This window comes from Stieleria neptunia (genome assembly GCF_007754155.1).
Taxonomy (GTDB): Bacteria; Planctomycetota; Planctomycetia; order Pirellulales; family Pirellulaceae; genus Stieleria; species Stieleria neptunia.
Genome location: NZ_CP037423.1, coordinates 9,885,994 through 9,909,606, shown reverse-complemented (window position 1 = coordinate 9,909,606; position 23,613 = coordinate 9,885,994). Strand labels below are relative to the sequence as shown.

Genomic DNA, 23,613 nt, shown 5'->3' with positions numbered 1-23,613 from the left:
TGGTATAGGGGCTTAGGGAGAAAGTTGAGTTCGATAGCGATTCCGGAACTCACTGAAGTCGCCGGCGTCGACATCGCCGTCGTCATCGAAGTCGAATGCCGCATCGAAGTCCGGGTGAGAATCGGTCTTGCGATACGTGCTTCGCATCGCGGCGAGGTCCGCTGCGTCGACGTCGCGGTCGCCGTCGCGGTCCCCATAGAATCGAAAGAATTCATCGACGACATCGGTCGCCATCGCCGTCGAACCGACGGTGATTCGGTCCGCGTCGATGTGAAGCTGATAGTTTCCATCGGCCAGCGAACCGCCGATGAATTCGTCTCCCTCAAACGTGAGCGTGACGACCGAGTAGCCCAGACTGTCATCGGTGTTGATGGTCGGCGTGATCGTTTCGGGACCATCTTTGGTCAGCGTGAATGCCCCGTCGGCAACGCTGACCGTCGTGTTGAAGGCAATCGAAATCTCACGAATCATCGAGCGTTGGCCGCTCTCGTCGTCGATCGCGATGTCCACGACCTCCGGAATGACAGCCGACTCATCAACATCGGTGAGCCGGATGTAGACGGTTCGGGTCGCGGTCTTGCCGCCGCTATCGGTCGCCGTGACCTGAACCGTGAAGACGGGCGTCGTTTCGAAATCGAGCGGGCTGCTATCGTTGACGGACAGGACGCCGCTATCGGGATCAATCGCAAACGGTGTGTCGGTGTCCAAGCTGAACGTCACCTGGTCGCCCAAATCGCTGTCGGTCGCCGTCGCCGTGTCGATCACCGTGCCAACCGGAGCGTTCTCGTCCAACTCGAAGAACAAATCGCTGAGCGCCAGCACCGGGGCAAACTCATTGACATTGTTGACCGTGATTGAAATCGTCGCCTCGGCCGTTTCACCGAACAGGTCCGTGACGATGACTTGCAGCGTGTAGCTGTCCGCGAATTCGGCATCGAGCAAGTCTTCGGCGACCCGGATCACTCCGGTGTCGGGATCGATGGTGAATTCGGGGGGCGCGGCGGGTCCGGGAGTCGCGGCCGGATCGATCAGCTGGAACGTCAGATCGCTGTCGTCGTTGGCGGCAACGGTGCCGACGATCGTGCCGGCCGGCGAATTCTCGTCGACGACAAACGATTGGTCATCGATCGTGGGCAGGACGTTGGCGTAGGTACCTACCAGCGCGCGAGCGGATTCCGTGGCGGAGACGCCACCGTCATCGTCCGTGATTTTGACGGTGACATCGTAGATCTGCTCGACCGAATAGACGTGAACCGCCGTGAGCGTCCCGATGCCCGTGGCGGCGTCGTACGTGCCCGATTCGGTCGTCACGTTTCCGTCACCCCAGTCGACCGATGCGGTATAGGTGTCTGAGGTACCGGCGGGATCGGTGAAGGTGGCCGTCAGCGTGACGTTGTCGCCAACCTCTGCGGCGTCGTTGATTGTTTGAGCCGACGTTTCAATCGTCAGCATCGTGGGCGCGACGTTCACAACCGTCACCGTGGCGTCCTGGCTACCGCTGCTGGTCGCATCGGCGACATCGACGACGGTGACGGTCACGGTGTAGTCGTCGGACGTCGTCGCGGTCGGGTTGTCGTCGTCGTAGACGTGCGTGACCGAAAATGTTCGAGCGGTGACTGGAACCGTCGTCACGGCGCCGTCGCCCCAGGCAACTTGGACCTCGTGCGTGTCCAACACTCCGACATCGGTGATGGTCCCCACCAATCGCAGTTGGGTTCCTTCGTCAATGGCCAGCGGAGTCAGGGTGTACGCCAAGGTCGGGGACGCGTTGGCGACCACGATCGTCGCGGTCCCGGACACGCTCGCACCATCGTCATCGGTCAACGTCACAGCGATCGTATAGGTTCCGTCGTCTTCATAGGGATGCACGACGTTGAAGTCGGTCGATCGAGCGTCCAGGGGAAGAACTTCGGGATCCGAACCGTCGGCCCAGTCGACGGCGAGCGTGAAGCTGTCCAGCGCGCCGGGATCGCTGACATCGCCGGTCAGCGACACCGAGTTCCCTTCGACCATCACGGCCAGACCGCTCGATTCGAGGGCGACCAGATTGCTCAGCATGGGAGCCTGGTTGGCGACTGCGATGTCCTTCGTGACGGCGTCGTACGTCCCCTTGTCGTCTTTGGGAGTGACCGAGATCGTGGTCGTGCCCGATCCGTTGTCGACAAAGACGTGGCTGACGACCAGCGGGTCGACGCCGCTGATCGGGGTGACCGTTTCAATCGCGCCGCCGTCGCCCCAGTCGATCAAGAACGTCGGGTCACCATCGGTGCTGCCGGGATCGCTGAAGTCGATCGTCAACTGATAGCTTGCCCCTTCGGCGGCAACGTCCGCACCTTCCAAAACAACCGTCGGATCGACATCGTTGACTTGGATGGTTGTCACGTACTCGCTTGTTCCGCCGTCGCCGTCGTCGATGGTACCGCGGATTTCCAGCAGCCCGTCTTCGGTCAGCGCGCCGCCGTCCCAGGTGGCCGGGATCGTCGTCGTCGGTGTGTCGGAAACGACATCGATCGTTCCGTCGTTTCCGAAGTCAAAGCGGAATGTTAAATCGTCTCCGGACGCCGGTTCGACGATCGATTCAAAGAACACGTTGTAGGTATCGCCCGAAGCCGGCCCTTCGTTGATGCCGCCGTCGGGCACATCGGTTGAAAGCTCGGCCGTCGGACCGACGTTGTTGACCGTCAGCGTTCCAGTGTTCGTGACCGAATCTCCGTTGGCGTAGGTGGCTCGCAGGGAAATGATGATGACGTCATGGGTGCTGCCATCAATTCCCAGATTCAGCAGATCTGTCTCCCAATCCAAGACCGCGTCCAGTTCCGTCGCGTCGCCGAACGCTGCGTCGCCGTTGAGGTCCCAGGAAACGCTGGTGGGTGTGCCGATGATTTCGGCGGCCAGTTGCAACGATTCACCCTCGTCGATGATGTAGTCACCCGCTCGAACGTTGTCACTCGATACCGTTGCCGACACCGAGTGCGTGGCCGTCGCGGCGATACCTGGAGTGGATTCGTCATCGATCACCTCCACGACGATGTCATAGAGATTGGGGCTGTCATAGGTGTGTGTGGCGGACGTCACCTCGTTGCCGAACGATTCACTGGTCCCGTCGCCCCAGTTGACCAACCAAGACAGGACGTTGTCATCGCCGGGGTCGAGCGCGGAGAATTGCAGCGTCAGCGGCAGGCCGACCCGGACGCTCGAGTCGGCAATGAGACTGATTTCCGGAGCGACATCGGTCACGGTCAATTCGATGACTTCTGTCGTCGTCACCCCCGCAGCGTTGGTTGCGCTGACCAGGATCGGGTAGGTCTCGGTTCCGTCATCAATTCCCAGCGAAGCCAACTGGCCCCAGGTCCGTTCTAGGCTGGTGCTTCCGGAATTGTCGATCTCAAACCCGTTGATGGTCCAGGTGACGTCGCCCACACCGGCATTCTGCGGGACGTCCGGCAGCGTCACGCTGAGCAGTAGATCGTCGCCTTCGTCAATCGACGGATCGACTTGGTCGAAATCGATTCTCGGTCCCGACTCGACCACGACGACCTCGATATCGCTGAAGTCAACGACGCCGCGCGCCGGATCGTCGATGCCGACTTGACCGGCTCGCGGCGGGTCGGACGGGTTCACCGTCGTGTTGGGGTCGCCCGGATTGAAGAACAACTGATCGCCGTCGCTGGTCGATTGATCGGTCGGGTTGCCGCCATCGATCACGGTCGTGGTCGACGAAGGAAGTTGATCTCCGGCGACAAAGAACTGGTCATCGCCGGCATCGCCCAGCAGCGTCACCGATTGAGCGTCGCCGGGTGTGATCAAGTGGAACGTGTCGTTTTCCGATCCTCCCGAGACGTTCAATGTGTCGGTGCCGCCGGCCGCGAGCGTGGCGAGACTGATTTCGTCGTCGCCGCCGCCCAGGTCGATGGTGGTTGTCGCGGCAAGGTCGTAAACGCTTACGATGTCGGCCTGGTCGCCGCTGACGACGGTCAGCGAAGTCACGTTAGCGCCGGGCGTCGCCGCCACGTTGATCACGTCTTCGCCACCGGCGGTCCCCACCGTCACCGCCTGGATGTCGATAAACTGCGCCCGAACCGCATCGGCCGCCTCGGTGACTCGGAAGTTGGCTTGAACCGAATAGGTGCGGTTCAGGACCGTCGCACCGGTGAAGGTTCGGTCTGCATTCTCCAGATCCGAAAGGCTGTCGCTGATGTTTCCCGTTGATAGATTCAAGCTAAACGTGGTGGACGCCGTGGCTTCGTCGTAGTCGATCGTTCCACGATCGGCGAAGAATCCCGTCGAGAACCAGCCGAAGTATTTGCCCGTCGTATCGGCACTGCCTTGTTCTAGATCAAAGTCAAACACGGTGCCGGAATTTGAACCGGAATCGATGACGCGCTCCGTTCCGACGGCCGTGATCGTCCACTGGTCGCCATTGCGGGAAAGGAGCAGGGGCGTGGCCTGGGCGGGATACACGTCGTTGATCGAGTCTGCACTGGGGAAGAAACTCCAGCTATCGATCACCGACTCGGATTCGCCGAACGCTGTCGGCAGCACGAACAATTGGTCTTCATGGAGCACCGTGCCGGTCCGCTGCACGACCGCATTGCCTAAAACGCCGGAGGACGTGAAGGAAACCAATCCGCCGCGGGTGTTGGAATCACCGAGGGTCGCGGCGACGATTTCGCCGCCGCTGGTTCCACCGGTAATCCAGATGGGTGCGACCAAGCCCTCGACGCCGGCGGAATTGTTACGCAGTCGTTGAACCATCGCGCCGCTGCCGTCGAGTTTGACGACCACGATGGAATCAGAATCACGATTGGTGATGTAGGCGAGGCTGGCGTCGCTGGATTCAAACAATGACGTCGGATGCAGCATGCCGGTCACGCCATCGGTGTTGTTGGTGACATTCTGAAGAAACGTCACTTCGCCGTTTGAGCCGGTTGAGAACGTGGTGACGAAGTTGTCGTCGGGGCTGATCAAGTGCAGGAAGTTGTCGCCCGCGATCAACTGCGTCGCACCGCGGAACTGCAGCGTGTCATCATTGGGTTCGATATCGACCAACGTGTATCCGCCCGTGTCAACTCGATAGCCTCGCAGCAACGTTCCCGACGCGGTTTCAGACAGCGTGTAGTACGTGCTGCCCAAACGCGCCAAGTCCAAGAAGACTTCGTTCGATCCGGGAGAGATTTCGCCTTCGTGATGGAAGGTCCCCCCGTTGTCAACATTGGGAATGGCCGTCAGCAAACCGCTGTCAGAATCAATGGTAAAGAACTTGTAGCGGGTTTCGACATCGCCGGTATTGTCGTTAGTCACTGTGAACAAACCCGCCGCGTGGCCTTCGGGACCGTTGACCTGCAATCGTTGCAGATCGACGGTATAGCTGCCGATGGTGTCAAAAATGTCGACGGTCAACGTTTGAGTTTGCAGCGGCGTGAGCAAACCGGACGACGCGTCACGTGCAAACGTGGCCACATTTGACAAGCCAGACTGAATCTGCAGCAGATCGCCCAATTCGGTGTAGATCAAATTTCGAAGATCGGTCAGTGCGGTCCTGCCATCGAAGTTGTTCTCGATGACTTGCAGCACACGATGGTCGCTGCCGTCGATGACCAGCAGCGCGTCACGCGTCTCGGAGAGCGCATAGATTTCGCCGGCCGGTCCGGTCAGAACTTCGGTCAAGCCATCAAACGCGGCGTCCGCAGACGCGATTCCCACCGATTGCAGTGCCGGCCGGGCAGCGGTGATGTAGGCGACTTGGTCCTCGCCCGCGGCACCAAGTTCGCTGGCACTGAGATTCGTCAGCGAGCCCTGATCGCTGTCATCACCGGCGACCGAGACGTTGACGCGGACCGTTTGTGTTCCGCCGGAGTTGGGGATCAGGGTGACCCAAACGTCGCCCGCATTCAGCGCGGTCAGTGTTTGGGGCCCATCGCTGGACCGGTCGATGTCGTCAAAGGCGAGTTCGGTCTGCGTCGAGATCGTCGTGTCGTCATCGCTGTGCACGCCGATGCCGATCATCGGGTCCGCCAAATTCAGATTCGACACGTTTGCGACCAAGACCCAGTCGTAACCGGGGAAATTGATCGCGGAGGGGTGATCGCCGAGTCCGATATCGGCGAGCCCACCGGGCAACCGCATCGTTGCGACCAGACCGTTGGTTTGGGGAGCATCGCGGTTGGCGGTTTGCGGATTGAAGTCGATCTCGTCGATGCTGATGTCGTCGAGTAAACCGTAGATCTGTGATCCGCCGATCAAGTTGGGAATGTAGGGCGTGAAGACTCCGTCGCCAAGATCGCCGTGCAGGTACGGATTCAGTGCAGTCGGTCCGCTGATCTCCTCAGCGGCGGCGCTGTCGATGTCAGTCGATGTACGGCTCAACTCGCTCGAATCATCGTTGTCACCGATCAGAATCCGACCGTCGGCGCCCTCATCGGTCGCAACTCCGCCGAAGGTTCCATTGCCTCCGTCGGCAAATAGATCAACGGCTTTTTGGACGCCGTCGACGGTAAACACGAGCGAGGAGCCGACCAGTTTGACCGTTCCTCCGGCACCACCGGCGCCCGATCCACCGCGTCCCCCGTCGCCGCCGCGACCGCCATCGGAGCCATCACCACCGGCGGTTCCGTCACCGCCGTCGCCTGCGTCACCACTTTCAGATCCACCGCCATCACCTGCTAAACCTCCTTCGCCACCGAGTGCCCCCTGGCCGTGACCGCCGCCGCGACCATCGAAGGTTCCGACGCGGTCGGTACCGTCTTCGCCGGCGCCCTCGGCATCTTCGCCGTCATCGGCCGACCCGCCGTTGGATCCTCCGGTGCTTGAACTGGCTCCATTGAGTCCCCCGACTCCGACGGCGCCCTGGGTTCCACCGCTGCCGCCTCCGACACCGCCCTGTCCGCCTGCACCGCCTTCACCGGTGTGGCCATCGCCACCCTCGGCACGGAAGTCCGACGAACCGATTCGCAGTTCACCGAGTACGACGATCTCGAAAGCACCGCCGCCACCGCCGCCGGCACCACCATCGGCGCCGCCGCCACCGCCGCCTCCATTGCCACCACCGCCACCGCCACCGCCGGCACCACCACCGCCACCGGCATAGGAATTGTTCAAAGCAACGCGACCGCCGCCACCGCCGCCACCACCACCGCCGCCGCCGCCCGCGCCACCGGCTCCACCGCCGCCGCCACCACCTCCGCCGCCTCCGCCACCGCCACCGCCGGCGGAGATCACGGTGCTGGTGCCTTCATTACCGCCGCCGCCGCCATGCCCGCCGATCGCACCACTATCCCCGTGCTTATCGCCTTGGCCGTCTTGGGCTGGATCCGCCGGTCCACCGTCATGGGGATCGGTGCGGATGGCAGCTCCTCCCGCGTTTCCACCTGTACCACCGCGGGTCGTATGGCGGACGCCGCTCTCACCGCCGATGCCGGCGCCGGTGTCTTCGTCGGTCACGCCCGCGGCCCCGCCGACGCCGCCACCAAAACCGTCGGTGCCCGCCGTCCCGTCGGCGCCGTTGCCGCCGGCATCAAGGGTGGTTGTAAACAGCGCCCCCGCTTCGCCCGACTCGCCCTTCAGCCCGTCATAGGCACTCAGCAATGACGTCGCGTTACCGAACGCCGCACCGCCGTCCCCGCCGTCCCCACCGTCGCCGCCGCTGAGCCCCAAACCACCGGTGACGCCTTCCCCGCCCTCGCCGCCGCCGCCGCCGTCTCCCGCACCGGGACCGCCGACGCCGGCAACCAATACCGCTTCTGCTGTTCCCTCATTGAGAACTTCGGCGTTACTTCCCGACATGTCGAACTGGACACTGTCGCCGATGACCGCGTTGTTTTCAACGTAGATCGATAACGCGTGATCGCCGGCCGCGCTGACGCTGCTGCCGTCGGGAATGACCAGATCCCCGAGGAATCGATAGCGAACGATGTACGTTTCTCCGGCCACCGGCGTGACGACGTTTTCGCTGTCATCAAGATACTCGACGACGAAGGGCGTACCGTTGATCGACGCCGTCTCGGTGCCTGCGATGAACACGGTCGGATCGTCATTGTTCATGTCGGCATCGTTCAGGCTGCCGGTATTGAACACGATCGATTGCGCCGTCAGCGAATCGATGTCCGCGGCGTCGGCGACCGGCGTCGGCCCCGGCGACTCCGGTGCGTTCTGCAACAACCCCTGACTGGCGACCAGATTGTCCATCCGCAAGCCGAACGTGCCGGGTGCCCGAAAGGTGACCGAGTCGACATCTTGAAACTGGGTCAGCGGCAATGTGACGAGGTCCGAATTCCCGACGAATGAGACGCTTTCACTTCGCGTCGCTCCGCTGGATGTTATCCCGTTCAGCGTCAGGTTGACCGTGCCATTGAAATCGATGTGACGCAGGTCCAGCGAGTGCAGGGTGAACGGACGACCGTCCTGGGAGGTGATGGTCGTCAGCTGGTTGCTCTGGAAAACCAGTTCATCCGAACCACCGATCAGTTGTGCCTGCGAGGTCACGTGATAGCCGGCTTCGGAATACGTCCGTCCGTTGGCGGAAAACGCGGCATCGCCACCATCGAAAGTCATGACCGATTCGATCCTTCCGATCGCGACGAGCTTGTCGACACGCAGGTCCGTATCCGCGGTCCAGCGAACAGACTGGACCAGTCCCGACACGGCCAGGAAGGGATCGGAGACCGTGGTCCACTGACCGCCCGCGGCGACCGTCACCGGGATGGTGATCGCTTCACCGGTCAACGTCGTGACGATGAAATCGACGTCGGCGTCGGTATCACCGATCGTCGCCAGATCGATCGAATAGAACGCAAACGCACCGCCGTCCCGCTGCGTCAGCGTGACTTCGGAATCGTCGCTCGATACGACAAGCGACGAACCGGATTCGGCGTCAATCTGCAGACCGCCCGGACTTGTGATGACGAACGCGTCTTCCTCGTAGGAGAACACATCGATCGGGGCCAAGCTGAAGTCGATCGTCGTCTGGGGCTGCGAGAAAGTCGTCGATCCAACCGGTTCCAATGCGATCGAACCAAAGTCCAAGTCGACGCGTCCGGCGGCGACCAGTTGTGCCGACGCGACGGCATCAAGAATCTCCATGCCCGCGAGCAGATCGATTTCGATCGACGTGACGTCTCGCATCGTTGCCAGGCTGATCACTTGTGCCGAACCATCGCCGCTGGTTTGAAACAATTCTTCGATGGTCGATCCATCGACTGCCGAAACGCCGACGACCGACAGGGTTTCGACTTCGTCGCTGCGGACGGTTAGCCGGAGCAAGTCGAACGGTCCCGATGAGTCATCGGTCATCGTGACGCTGCCACCGCCGTCAATCGCCAAGCTGCCGGCGGAGGTCGCGAAGGCCTCGCCGAGTCCCGCGGTGAAGGTGAACGCGTCTTCGGAGTAGCTCGATTGACCGGCGGTGGCGGAGTCGAAATCGAGTTCCACACGGCTGCGGATGGTGCCGTCGTCGTCCACAAAACCGATCACGTCATTGACCGTCTCGGTTCCGATCTCCAACGAATTGGCTCCCGATCCGGCGAAGAAGTTGACTCGATCGATCCGCAGAATGTCGTCGATCACCGTCACTGGGCTGCCCGGCGAGCTGGCCCGGTCCGCCGTCAGCGATGCATCGACCAGCGACCAAGCCGTGTCGGTGGCGCTGTCCGAGTTGTGGATCGCCAGAGTCTCGGTGTCTAAGCCGAGATCTGTGAACTGGTCCGCCGTCGGGAAGCCGTTGATGAAGAGATTGACGGTGTCCTCGCCATCCCCGCCGCTGACCGCGGTTTCGTCACTGATCGTCAAGACATCGATCGTGTCGGTGCTGTCGCCCCCGTCGATGATCAGATTGGTCCCTGCAAGCTCGGGACCGGCATCGATGACGAAATCGTCGTTCCCAGTTCCCAGCAACAGTTCGAAAACTGCGAAGTCATCGAAGGTGACGGCCCCGTCGGTGACGCCGGTGAGTACACCGCTCGCCGAATCGTCCAAACGTCCGGCGGTGACTGCGGTTGTGATCTCGCTGCGGTCGACGGTCAATCGATCGATCCCGCTGGTGTCACCGCTGACGGTCAAGTCGGTACTGGTGCCCAGCACCGTCAGTTGGTCTTCGAACGCGTCGTCGCCGAGATGTATCGTCGAGGCCACCGAAAACTCAGCCGCCGTGACTTGGTCGGCTCCGCCACCGGTATCGAGATCCAATCGCGCACCGACATCATCGATCTGAACCACGTCGCCACCGTCGGACAGGGTTGCAATGATATCGCTCAGTTGCTCGTAGTGGATGTCGCCGCGACCCTGAAAGTTTTCAATCGTCGATTGATCCATTCGAAAGACCGAAGACGTCGGCATGCTCAGCACAAGCGTGTCGCTCTGGCCGGTGTCGGCGGTGGAGTCGCCGAGCGTCGTGCCGGAGAGACTGATGTCGGCCTGGAAGCGAAACAATTCACCGGTGATCGAAACATCGTCGTCACCGTCTCCGAGTTCGACGATGGCCAGCGAGGCCGTGCCCGTGACTTGAAGATCATCGTCGCCCGCGCCGAGGACAAGCTGGACGGTTTCGAATGCTCCAAAACCGACGCCACCTTCTGTGCCATCACCCATGCCGAACCCGGTCAGGTTCGATTGGCCGAGTACGCCTATCCCACCGATCAAGTCGCCGGTGTTTTCGATCAACAGCTCATCGTCGCCATCGATCCCCGCTTCAAAGTTAACTTTGCCGTCAATCAGATCGAGGATGCGAACCGAGTCTGCTCCAACGGTCACCGATTCCTGGCCAACGCTGGCAAGATCATCACCCTGGCCCAGGTCGATGTTTAACTCGGTGTCGGAGTGAGTCTGGCGAACCGTAACGGTGTCGTTGCCAGCACCAAGTTCCAGGGACACGATCTCGGCATTGGCGTAGTGAACGCTACGCCCCTGATAGACCAGCTTCGCATCCAACATCAAGTCCGACGCGGTGTGGTCGACCGTGACAGGTGATGTGCTGACTCTGCCGGAATCATCCAGGTTGATTTGGTCCCGCACCAGCAGATCCGCCAGCGGATCGGTCTCTTCGCCCGCATCGATCGTGAAGGAGCTTCGCAGTGGAGTCAGCAAGCCCGCTTCGCTGCCGATGTTGATGATGTCAGCTCCGGCGTCGGTTTCGATCACGACGGGGACAACCGAATCGAGTCGTTGGAAATCGATCGTGTCCGTATCAACGCCGGTGGTCAGGTTGATCGCCGTCGCCGCTTCCAATTGGCCTCGCAGCATGATATTCGCTCCCGTGCCGACATCCAAACCGTCCTGATCGGCCAGGATGGTCAGCGATCCGCCGGCACGGATCAGGCCGTCGATTTCCAGGTTGTCGCCGATCGAGAGTGTGATCGAACCGGATTCGGCCGTGATGGCGGCGTCGTCGACGAGGATCAAAGTCTGTCCGACGTTGTCCGCATCGGTCACCGTCAAGGCGATGTCGCCGATCGCTGAATTGATAATGCCCGGGTTCATGCTGCCGCTGACTTCGACCAGCGACAGGTTGCCGCCGGCGGTCGCGTCGAGTGTTCCGGAGATGTCGATTTCCAGCGGGTTGGCCAGGGTGCCCACCGTGCGATCGGTCGCCGTCGCGGATTCGCTCAAGTCCGGTTGGGCCGTCAAAGATAGGGATGCCCCCGAAAGATCGACGCCGTCGGCATCCTCGGAATCGGCATCGGTGATCGACCCCTCGGCGACCAGCGTCACCGCACCGCCGCCGCGTACCGTGCCGACCAGCAGATCGCCACTGAAATGCTCGACATTAACAAAGTCTTCTGCCGAAGCATTGAGCAACGTGGTCGCATCGCTGCCGGCAAACACGCTGATGCCGAAACCGCTGCGTCCGATCTCGCCCGCCGGGGCGGACAGCGTCAATTCGCTCGTCCGGATGGCACGGGGGTTCGCCGACGATAGACTCGGATAGATCCGCAAAGCACCCGAATTGTTGGCGACAATGTATTCCGAACTGTCGTCTTTCACGGCCCAGCGAATTCCGGGTGTGGTTACGGTGGTCGTCGGGTTGACCAACGTGATGCCAGCGGTGGCGAAGGCATCACTGGTCGTCGAAGAGACGGTTCCGTTGTCGAGGGAATCGATTTCCGAATTGGGGACACCGCCCAGCGACGCAGCAACGATGCCGCTTTCGGTTGCCGTCATGGAAGTGGTGCCGAACGGATTGTCGATCAAACCTGCCAAGCCGATCGTTTGTGCATTTTCGATGATGATATCGGTCGCCCCCGGACTGGTCGTCTCCGTGGGCGTCAGCGTATTGGTTGTCGGAGTTTGGACGATGGTGATCAGGTCGCTGGCGGTCGCCGATTCATTGCCGACATCAATCTTTCGCAACACCAAGTCTTTTGGCGACGCGTTTTGAATCAGCACCTCCGAGTAACCTGTTTGGAACGTCACGTCGGGGCTGCCCGTGATCACCCGGGGATCGGTCATTTCGGAGTCGCGATTGGAACGATTCACCAGCAGATTGATTTCGCCACCGAGCGTTCCCTGATTGATGATGCTCGCGATCGTGATCAGCGTGTCGGTCTCGGTGAATTCGATCGTTTCCTGCTCGACGACGTTGCCGGCTTCGTCGATGATCAGCTTGGGATCCGCTGCGACGGGCAGGATGATGTCGGAATTTAAATCGATCAGCCGATCGGCCTGCAAGTCTTCGCTCTCGTCGTCGTTGCTACTGGAGCCGTCTTTGGTGGCCGACGCCGTCACGCCTCCGAGCGTGGGGTCGGTCAGCGCGGACACGTTCAACTGCCGCGTCGTGATTTTCGATGTCGCTCCCGTCGTGACGTCACTGAGCGTGTTGATGACGACTTCCGCATCGGGATCCAGATCGCGAATGAACGAACCCACACCACCGCTGCTGCTGGCGGTCCGAGAAATCGAATCGGCATCGATACTGGATTGTCCCGCCGTCAGGCTGACGCTGTCTTCGCCGTTGAGGACGGCTCCGCTGCCGATCAGGACCTGTGTGTCGACGTTAAAGTTAAGGTCCGAGAACGAGTCGGCGTCGGCGTACCCGGCGGACGCCTGGCTGCTGGCATCGGACGTGATGTCCGCCGAGGTAACGTCCGCTGACACATCGATGACATCGGCGGTGAGTGTCGCCGCACCGATTTCGGTCTTGACGATGGCGTTGTCGGTCGTGCGGCCGCGGGTGGTGACGTTGGTTCGGCCGGTGGGAATCGCGATCGCCGACCCGCTCAGCGCGTCGCTTTCAGCGGTCAGTGCGGTGTCATAGGTTGTCAGAATCGAAACGGTATCAAAGGCGTCGATTGTGACGCCACCTGCGATCGAAACCACTGTTTCGTGACGGACGTCGACGTTCGATTTGGCTTCGGAGATCCCCAAAAATCCGCCACTGCCGGAGATCGCGTGCGTGTCGGATAATTCACTCGAACCGGCGCCGATGGTGACATCACCCTGGGTGGAAGTGATCGCCGCACCGGATTGAATATCAACATCGTTGTGGGTGTTGATGTTGACATCGGCCTGTTGAATGCCGACACCGATGATGGCGAAGCTGTCGCCCTGGGCGTCGCTGGTCCCGGCGTTGCGGCTGAGTGATCGGATCGTGACGTCGCCGGCTTCTGCGGTGATCGTTGCTGCGCCGATCGTCGTCGCAACGTCCGCGGTCGCTTCGCCCGTGGCCCAGCTTCCCTGGACGCCCAGCAATCCGGCGCCGCCCGATGAGGTCGCTTCGGCATTGGCCACGCCGGATGCCGATGTGCCATCCGCCTGGGTCAGATTGTGTGCCGCTTCGATGGTGACGTTCTCGGCAACGATCAGCGACGATGCCCCAACCGATGCGTCCACACTGGGGTCGATCGCCGCGGTCGATCCGGACAAGCCGATCGTGACACCGGCGGCGCCGTTCTGTCCGACCGCGATCGCCTCGGCGTCATGGTCGGTGCCGGACAAGAGGGTCACGTCGCCGTCGGAGAAGATCTCGGTTCCCAAACCGAGGCTGGCATCGACGTCGGTGTCGATCGTGGAATTGGCGATCGATCCGGCGACCGCGATTCCGATCCCGCCGGCCAACGCGGGCGCCTTCGTACGCGCCTGGGTGACCGAACTGTGCGCGGTGACGCTGACGTCGCCAACCGCTTCAATCAAGTTGCTGTCGTCATCCAATTCACCGAGCAGCGAGCCGTTGATCTGTGCACGGACGTCACCGCCCATGTCGATCGTTGCGCCGGAGAATCCGACGGCCAGTTGTCCGGCAATCGACGCGGCGTTGCCGATGACTTCGACATCCCGGACGTGCGTGGCGTTGACGTTGACCTCGCTCGCACCGGACAATTTCACATCGCTTCCGATCGATGCAACTTGGTTGCTTTCGAGCACGGCTTCCGCGTACTGGGCACCCGCAGCCAGCAACAGTCCGCCTCCGGCAGCAACGGCATCGCTGTCGGCGCGTTCGTTTGATGACGCATCGACCGTTACGGTCCCGTCGACAACCAGGATCGCGTCGTCATCAATGAAGGCTTCGGTGACGGTCCCGACCGTCAGCCAGGTGACTGACGCGCCGAAGCCGTTGCTGGCGGATAGCGCGGCCGAACCGGCCGCGGAGTCATACGCGACGGTCTCGCTGGCCCGGACCGTCAGATCGCCGCCGACGGTGATTTCCGCCGACTCACCGATGAATGCCGCGACGTCTTGAACACTACGGTCGACGGTACCGGGTGACGAGACGCTCGCGTCTTGCCCGCCAACGCTTGCCTCCACTTCGCCGGGCGTCTGCTCGCCGGGTAACGCGGAGAGGTCATTGACGGAATCGAGAGCGCTATTGATCGCAGCGAAGATTTCGCTGCTGAGATCGTCGCCGACGGCATTCGATGCGTTGCCTGACCCAATGTTGGTGACGATCAGGGTCCCGGCGAATCCGGTGCCTCCCCCGATCGCAAGCCCACCGGCAGCCGCGGCCACCGTCTTGTCAGACTCGGCTTCGACGGCCACGTCGTCAACCGCCGCGACAAGGGCGAAGTCGCCGATGTGGGCGTCGACCGTATTCTGGATGTCGAAGATGCCGATGTTGCCGCCGGCTCCGACGCCCGCAGCGGCCGTTGCCCCGCCTTCGAGTGAGAAGACGTCGACACGGTCGACCGCCTTGACGCTGACCGCCTGGTCCGTCGTGGCGTAGATCGGATTTTGGTTGACTTCAACCTGGCGCGTTCCGCCTTCGATCACGGCGCGGGTTGTACCGGAGGCGAAGTAAGCTGTGAAGACGACGTTGAATGCCGCTTTGACCCCCACGCCCCCGGAGATCGCGAGCGTGTCGATGTCCGCGTCGCTGGTGGCGTGGACCGATGTCAATCCGCCGGCATGGGTGTGGGTATCGACCAGACGGGCTTCGGTTTCGTTCTGATTCACCATCGCGATCACGCTGCCGCCGACGCTGCCGGTTCCGCCGGCCACCGAGCCGACGACTCGATTCAGGATCACGTTGTCGACCGCGTCGACGGTCAAGTCGCCTGCGGCGAACACGTCGACGTCCGAGAGTGTTGATTTGTTGTCGCTGTTGAGCAATAAGAAATCGATCGATCCCGCCCCGGCGTAATCCTTGGAAACACTGACGCCCAGGATTCCGACCGTCATGTCGGCGCGTGTGTTGCTGCTGACTTCGACGTCGCTGCCGGAATGAATCGCTTGACGACCGCCACCGGTTGCATCGGAGGTGTCGGTGTCTGAAATCCATGACCGGGTGTCGTTGGACACGAACAAGCCCTGAGCGGCCGCCCCGACCGACAGACGTCCCAAGCTGATCGCAGCGGCGCCCATGAAGGCGAAAAAGTCACTGTCCTGGTGCGACCGCACAATCACGTCGCCGCCGGAATCGGCGGCCGAGTTGATGTCGCTGTCTTGGATGTACGCGTAGGTCGTGTCGCTCAGCACGGTGGGTGCCAAATTGACCGCGACCGCGCCCTTCTTACCCACCCCCGCGGTGATCGAAAGTAAATCGAAGATCTCGTTGGAGCTGGCCACGACGGCCAGACCCGAAATCGATTCGGTGCTCTCGTTGCCTTCGGAATCCCAGGTTTGTACCGAAGTCGTGTCGTTGTTGTTGGCTCTGGCGTGGACGGTTGATTGATCGATGAACGCTTCGGTCGTATTCTCGACGACCGAGATCGCCAGACTGGCCCCGACGCCGACCGCTTGGCGGCTGATGCCGACCGCGCCGGCAAGTGTGGTGATCGTGCCGTTTTGGTCTGCCCGGACGCGAATATTGCGGTCCGCATCGACGGTCGAATCAACGATCTTTGCCCGGGTTTCGCTGGACGTCACGATTGTCGAGATCGATCCGCCGACCGCGACTTGCTTGCCGCCCGCGATGCCCGCAGTGATCGTCAGCATGTCGCCGTCCGAGGTCGCGATGACATCGACATCGCCATCGTTTGCGGTCACTTCGGATCGCTCGATGACCGCCAGTGTGTCGTCGTCGATGATGTTGAACGCGAGCGCCGCGCCGATCGCGGCACCGTCGTCGAAGGCGATGGCCGCACCGCCGGCGATGGAATGGATGGTCGACAAATTCGACGCGTTGAGGGCGACGTCTCCGCCGTTGTCCGTTGCGGTGACGGTCGCGTCGGCGATGCGGGCGTGCACCGTCTGGCCGGTGTAATTGACCGTGATTTGACCCGCGACGGCGTAGTTTTCCGCGGCTGCCGCGGCGGCTCCGATCGAATTAATAATCGCATCGGAGCTCGCGTCAAGCTGAACCGCTGCGGCGGTCAATTCGGTGTCGGAGACGTCGGCGGTGATCTCCGTGACGATCACATTGATCGCGACCGCGGCACCGACCGCCGTCGAGGTCGCCCCGCCCGAACCGGCATCGGCGAAGGCCAATGAACCGACCAGTGCGGTGATGCCCGAGGCGTCGTTGGACGTCACCGCGGTCGCACCGTCGGCGGTGACGCCATCGTCCTGGCGTCGTCCGCGAATCGAAGCTCGAGTCCGCGTGCCAACCACGTTGACGCCGATGTTGACGGCGCCGGAAAAGATCAGCGACGCGTTGCTGTTTGTGTTCAACGCGAATCCCAACGCGACACCGACGATGGCGCTGGCCGTTTCCGCATCGACAATCACATCGCCACCCGCATCGACCGACGAGTCCGCGATGTAGGCCAGCGTCCCACCGTCGCGGAGGGCGTTCCCGATCACGTTGATGCCGACGCCGAATCCAAAGGACACGCTGTTGGTCTGACGATCGTCGGGCGACGCATTCAGTTTGGTTGCCGTCCCGGCCAGGGCTAAAATCGTCGCCGTGTTGTCGGCGTGAATTTGGACATCGCCGCCAGCGACCACACTCGAATCGTCGACGTAGGCGAATGTGTTCTGGGAAATCACGTTGATGACGATCGCGCCGGCGGCCGCCAACGTTCCGCGGACCAACGCCGCACTGATGCCGACCCCGACGATGAATCCGGTGGCATCGGACGCCACGGCCAATTCGCCGCCCAGATCCACATCCGAGCCGGTGATAGAGGATTCGGTTAGGTTCGCGATCACGTTGACCGCCAGCGAACCGGCAATGCCCTTGGAGGACCCCGACGGGTCAAGCTGGTTTTCTTGCTCCGCACGGTTGAGCGACGCGAAGACCGCCGCACCGGCACCCATGTAAATTTCCGAATCGTTGAGTGCATCGATCGAAAGATCGTTGGCCGTGATGTCGGCATTCATGACGTAGGCCCGCGTGATATCGCGAATGACGTTGGCCGCCACGGTACCGGACACGTTGGTGCCGCCGAACTGTTTCTCGGCGATGTCGTCGGAGTTGGAGACCGACGCCCATCCCGCGCCGGTGTAATTGTTGGTCGATGCCGACGTCGCGACCGTCCCCGCCAACGTGACCGAAATGATTTGACCGGTGTTGGTGGCCGCCAACGCGACGTCGCCATCAACGATGATCTGAGCGATATTGGCGGTCGCTGCTTCGGCGAACTTGTGATTTCCGCCAGAGGCCGCCGCGGCATCCAAGTCGATCGGATCATCGTCAATCGAACCGGCCGTCAGTTGAATCTGTTGATCGTTAACGACAACGACCGTGTAGACATCGCCATCGACCAGGCCGCCGATCGACGTCCCGCCACCGTTGTCGTAGACCAGTTGGTCGCCATCGGTCAATCCATGCAGCACACCGAAATCGATCAAGTTGGCGGATCCGTCGACGACCGGATTCGGACGCAACACCGCGGCGATGGTATGGTTCGTCCCGGTTGCCGAGTCCGCATCGATCTCGACGACTTCCGGGTCGTCCGTGTCGGCCAGGGCCAACTCCTGCGTCGTGGCCAATTGCAGTTGGCTGTCGTTGCCATCGATCAAGCGGACGAAGTAGACTTGCCCCTCGGTCAGTCCACTGATCGGTTCACCCCAACCGGACGAGTACACCACCGCTTGTCCGGCGGAAAACCCGTGCGTATATCCAAGATCGATCGTGTCATGCGACGGGTCACCGCTGGAGTCTGTGGTCGATCCGGCACCGCTAAACGTCTTTCCAAAGCCATGGGTGCTCTTGGTGGCAACGGTCGGATCGGTCGTGATGCGGAGGCTGTGGGAGCTGCCGCTGGCGACACTCGCGTCGAGCATCAACTTGGCATCGCCGGACACGTAGTGAACATCCGACGTGCCGCCGCCGGACAGAGACAGCCTGACCGACTGGTTGACCAAGACGCTGTAGTCATCGGCATCCCCGCTGTCGGTCAATTCGACCAGGTCACCGTTGGCATCGAGCAGTTGCAGCTTTGTTTGCGGCAGATCAAGCTGACTGGTCGCCGGATCCAGCAAGCGAACCGTGTAGGACGCTCCGTCGATCAATCCGATCTCGACACCTTCGGCTTGGCGATAGACCAACGGGTCACCGTCGGCATAACCATGCTCGGTGTAAACCTCGATCGTATCAAACTTGGCCGGATCGGTCGCATCGCCGTTGTCGAGCAACTTGCCGGTGCTAAAGATTCGCTCGCGTCCCGCATCGGCATCGTCTTCGCTGGCTGCCAACGCGATCTGCGTGTCCGTCAGGACGATGGCGTAGTACCGAGTGTCGTCCGCGAGATCACCCAATGCTTCTCCTGTCGTCGTATAGCGAATCGGGTCGCCGGTGCCCAGTCCGTGTTCGTAACCGAGGTCGATCGTATGAACGCCAGCAAGTCCGAGCGTACCGGTCGCATCGGTGTCAACGTCTTCGGCCAGGAAGCCCGGGTGAAAACCATGTCCGGCGCCGGTCGCCGACGAAGGATCGAGTTCGATCGATGTGCCGATCTGGCCGCTGTCGGGGGCAAACTCGTTCAACCGAATCGCCGTCTCGTCGCCGTCGACAAGCTCGACGTAGTAGGTTTCGCCGTCTTCCAGGCCGCCAACCGCTGCGCCGCCCTGAGTCCGGTAAACGAGCGGCTGGCCGGCGGAGAGGCCGTGGGCGATACCCAATTGGATCGCGTCGTTGCTCACATCGATTGCCGGTGTGAACACAATTGCCGATTGGCTGACCGCATCCTGGACGGTTTCGGCCAGCGAAATGGTTTGCGAGTCCACGACGATCACCAGGTACGTTCCGCCGTCGACCAATCCTCCGATCGCCGAATCTGCGTCTGCATGTCGGTACTGCACCGCATCGCCGTTTTGGAACGCGTGGTCGTACCCCAAATCGATCGTCCATCGCCCGTCACTGTTGTCAACGGTCGATGCGTCAAAGGTCGCGGTCGCTTCAGTGGCCGACCGGCCGATCCGGATCGTCTCGGTGTCGACTTCGGTGATCGTGTAGATGCCGCGATCGCGCAAGCCGCCGACCGGCGTGTCGCCACCGGCGGTGTAGGTCACGGTGTCGCCGACGGAGAAACCGTGTTCGTAATCCAGGACGATCAAGTCGCTGCTGTCGATGCCCAGCGCGGGACTGAATCCCTCGGTGTCCAGTGGCAACTCTTCGGCACCGATGAACGCTTCGGTCTGACGGTGGAACACATCGACTGAAACCGAACCGCTGGACGCCGACGAGGTTGTCTTGGTGATCGCACCGGTGCCACTGAACGACTCGCTACGGTCCTCGGCCATCACCAGCAACGTTTGGTTGGTTTGCACCGTGCGTGCCATCGGGCCGTCGTCGCCGGCCAAGTTGAAACCGGTGATGAAATCATCCTCGACCGACAGATCCCCGTCGCCGTTGGAGTCCAAGGATTGCAAGTGATCCAGGACGTCGACCGAGTTGAACGAAATCGGACGAAGTGAGTGGCCGTGTCCGACGCCGACGGACGTCAAATCAATGATGTTCGCGGTATTGCCGGTGATATCCGCTTCGACCGCCTCGTCCGTTGTCGCGGCAAGCTTGTAGGACTGCCGCCCCGTGACGACGGCGTAGTAGGTCGTTCCCGGCTCCAAACCACCGATCTCGGTTCCACCACCAACGCCGTAGACCACCGGTTGGCCGGATATCAATTGATGGTCAAAGCCCAGATTGATCTCGTTGCTGTCTAAATCGACCACGCCGGTGACGGTCGGGGCAAAACCGGGGTAGAGCGAATGAAACTGCTCGGTGTCCAAGTCCAGCGATGTGATGTCGATCGACAGCGGCGTCTCGGTGGTGTCGAATGACGCCGCCAATTGCAGCTCGCCGGTCGTCTCGTCGTCATCCGTGACGATGGCGTAATACGTTTGGCCGCTGGTCAAGCCGTCGATTTCAGTGTTGCCGCGGCTGTCGTAAACGACCGGATCGCCCGTCGAGAATCCATGGGCGTACGGCAATCGAACCGTCATCGAATCGGCGTCGATGCGGAACTGGTTCGAAGCATCATCGAGCGCTTCGACGGGGTTGAACATCGGCGTACTACTGATCAGCGACGTGTCGTCCTGGGAGACCGATCGGAACGACAGCGGTACGGAGACCTGTCCGTCGCCCAGCGTGATCATCGCTTGGGGCGATACCTTGGCCACGGTGCGGTTGTCGACGAAGCGGCCCGTGAACGCACCATTAAAATTGCCGAGCCGGCCGATACCGCGGTCGTCGGCCAACCCGCCTTGAATTCCGATCGAAACCGTGCGGCCGCGATTGTTGGCCAACACCAGCAGACTGTCGGCGTTGATGACCGCGCCCTGATTGATCTTGGCGGTCGTGTCATTCAGATAGCCGACCAGCATCGCCGCGGCGCCGATGCCGCGACCGGCCGACGCGTTGAACAGAGCCAGCGGTGAGCCGACGAAGTTGATCGTGTCGACGTTTGTTTCGGCATTGACGACCAGATCGCCGCCGACGGTGACCACCGCTCCGTCACCGATGTAAGCATAGTTGTGCGTGTCGGTGATCAGCACGTTGACCATGCCGCCATAGGCTTTCTGTTCCGCCGCGGCGATGGCTTCGGCCCACGTGGTGAAGAACCCGTTTTGAATGCCCGCGTTGTAGTTGAATTTATCGGTCACCGTCGAAATGCCGACAGCCTCAAAATCACCTTCGCGACTGTCCCAGACCCACTGGAACGAATAGGGGACGGTGGCCACCGAATCGATCGTCAGATCACCCGCGACGTCCACGGTTGCCCCGGCGCCGATGTAGACGTCGATCTTGTTGGCGAAATAGGCACCGGTGATCGCGCCGCTGATCCCCGTTTCCCGTTGGCTGTAGGTGCCATCGGTCGATCCGGTGAGGTACTTGTTGGAACTGTTGAGAAAGCTGATCGCGCTGGTCTCGGGAAACTCTTCGACGCGGCCTTGCAGGGTCAGGTTTCCGCCGACGTTGACGTCCGCGTCGGGGCCGATCCGGACTTCGACTTCGTTGAATCCGATGCCGACGTTGACGGCGGCCGAGGTGGCAAAGTCGTTGGGAGTCGCCGCCGACTTCATTCCGGCCGGTCGAGCGGCATCTAAATCGCGGGCAAAGCCGGAATCGCCGCTTCCGATCGATCCGGTACCGAAGACACTTCCAAAGGCGGACGAAAACCCTCGCAACGGCCCGCCGAGCAGGCCCGATTGAAGTCGTCCGCCGAGAGCCCCCGTGCCAACGGTGCTGGTCGCATTGAAGTCATTTTTGACCGTTTCCAATTCCGCGTCGACGGTCATGTCGCCGCCGGTGGTCACCGTGCCATCGATCAACGACTGAACCGTCGACTCATGCACGGCCACGTTGAGCGCCAACCCCAAGGTGCCATCGGCGTAGGCTGCCGCATTGGATTGCGTGTTGTGTTCGCGTGTCGCATCGAGGTGAATCGAAAGGTCGTCGCCGACCTCCAAGGTCGAATCGCTCGAAAGATTCGCCGTTGACACGACGTCGGAATAGGCACCGGCCAGCGTGACATTCCGCTTTTCGACCGTCGTGCTGGCGCCGACCAGATTTTGAGTCGCGATGATGCTCATGTCGCTTTCGGCGTTCGTCATGATGCTAAGATCGTCGGACGTCGAGATCTTCGAACCGCCGAGGATGTCGACGGTCGCGTGCGGGACCGACTGGCCGTAGGCGATCGCTGCGTACGCCGTCAGCACTTGGGCTTCGGCATCGGTGGCGGCGTCGGAAGACAGCGTCACGTTCCTGCCGGAAATCTCACTGGCGTTGATTTCCAACTCCGCGAAGGCTTGCGAGATCGCCACTCCGGCTCCGATCGACACGCTGCCGACCCATTCCAACAGCGGTTCGCCCCAATCGCCTTCTTCACTCTGTTCGTCAAACAGATCCGACGCATCCGAATGAACATCGATCGTGATGTCGCGTCCGAGCAGGGTTGCCGAATCCAAATCGACGCTCGCCTGGGTCGCCGAAAGATCAACCGGAAAGATGGGAGCGACGACGAACCCGCTGGAAATGTCGTCCAGGTTTCCGACCGCTTCGATCTGGATGTCGCCGGCCGTGTTGGTCGTGTCATCGCCGCCAATCTGGGCCAACAGCTTGCCTTCAACGCGGACGATCGGGGCATCAATCGACAAATCCCCCGAATCGCCAATCGAATCGGCCGTCAATGGATCGGCGCCGGCGGCCAGCGCTCGCGTATTGATCGTGCTGTCAGCCCCAACGTTGATATCGAGCGCCGAAAAACTCAGGCCAACGCCGGGCGCGTCGATGTCGCCGAGATGGAGCGTTGAAATCGAGTTGCCGAATAGGTTGCGGATGAATTCCGCATAGTCGCTGTCGGACTGGGCCTGGTAGGTCACCTCGATGGACAGCGAATCGACGCTGCCGTCGGCCAGATTGACGCCCAGGTTTTCAAACGAGCCGTCGAATCCCGAGTTTCCGAATTGCAAATTCCCCGACGCGTCGGTGCGGAGGTACACGTCGTCGAGATCCGAAACCGTCTCACCGGCTTCATAAGAAACCTGCAACTCATAACCGCCGGTCACCTCGATCGGGGTGACGGCGAGCAATTGACGCGATTCGAGCGATTCGATCAGCGATTGCCGTCGCAGAAACCTTGAACCGGCGGAGCGACGGCGTGTTTTTCGAGCTTTTGATCTTCGAAGTATTCCGAGCATGGACGGGTCCGGGCGTGGTGGGGCGACGCGGATTCCCGAGACAGGAATCCGCCATCGACCCATGCAAGATCTCGCCCGCGAATGGCTCAGAAGAAGTTGGGAAAGTAGAAGATTTTTTTGGTTTTCGATCCACGGAGATCAGAGGGCAGAAATGTTGGTGTGCAGGCTTAA

At 61.4% G+C, this 23,613-nt stretch carries 1 protein-coding gene; it reads right to left on the bottom strand.

Going from position 1 to position 23,613, the window contains the following annotated elements; genetic code table 11:
- Window positions 1–12: 12 nt before the first annotated feature.
- The gene (locus tag Enr13x_RS34325) at window positions 13–23,442 is read right to left on the bottom strand and encodes a PKD domain-containing protein (RefSeq protein ID WP_145391396.1); all 23,430 of its coding nucleotides are present in this window, start codon (window positions 23,440–23,442) and stop codon (window positions 13–15) included.
- Window positions 23,443–23,613: the final 171 nt, after the last annotated feature.

Excerpts from the sequence above, each read along its gene's own strand:
- Enr13x_RS34325 (WP_145391396.1), bottom strand. The coding sequence starts at position 23,442 with ATGCTCGGAATACTTCGAAGATCAAAAGCTCGAAAAACACGCCGTCGC.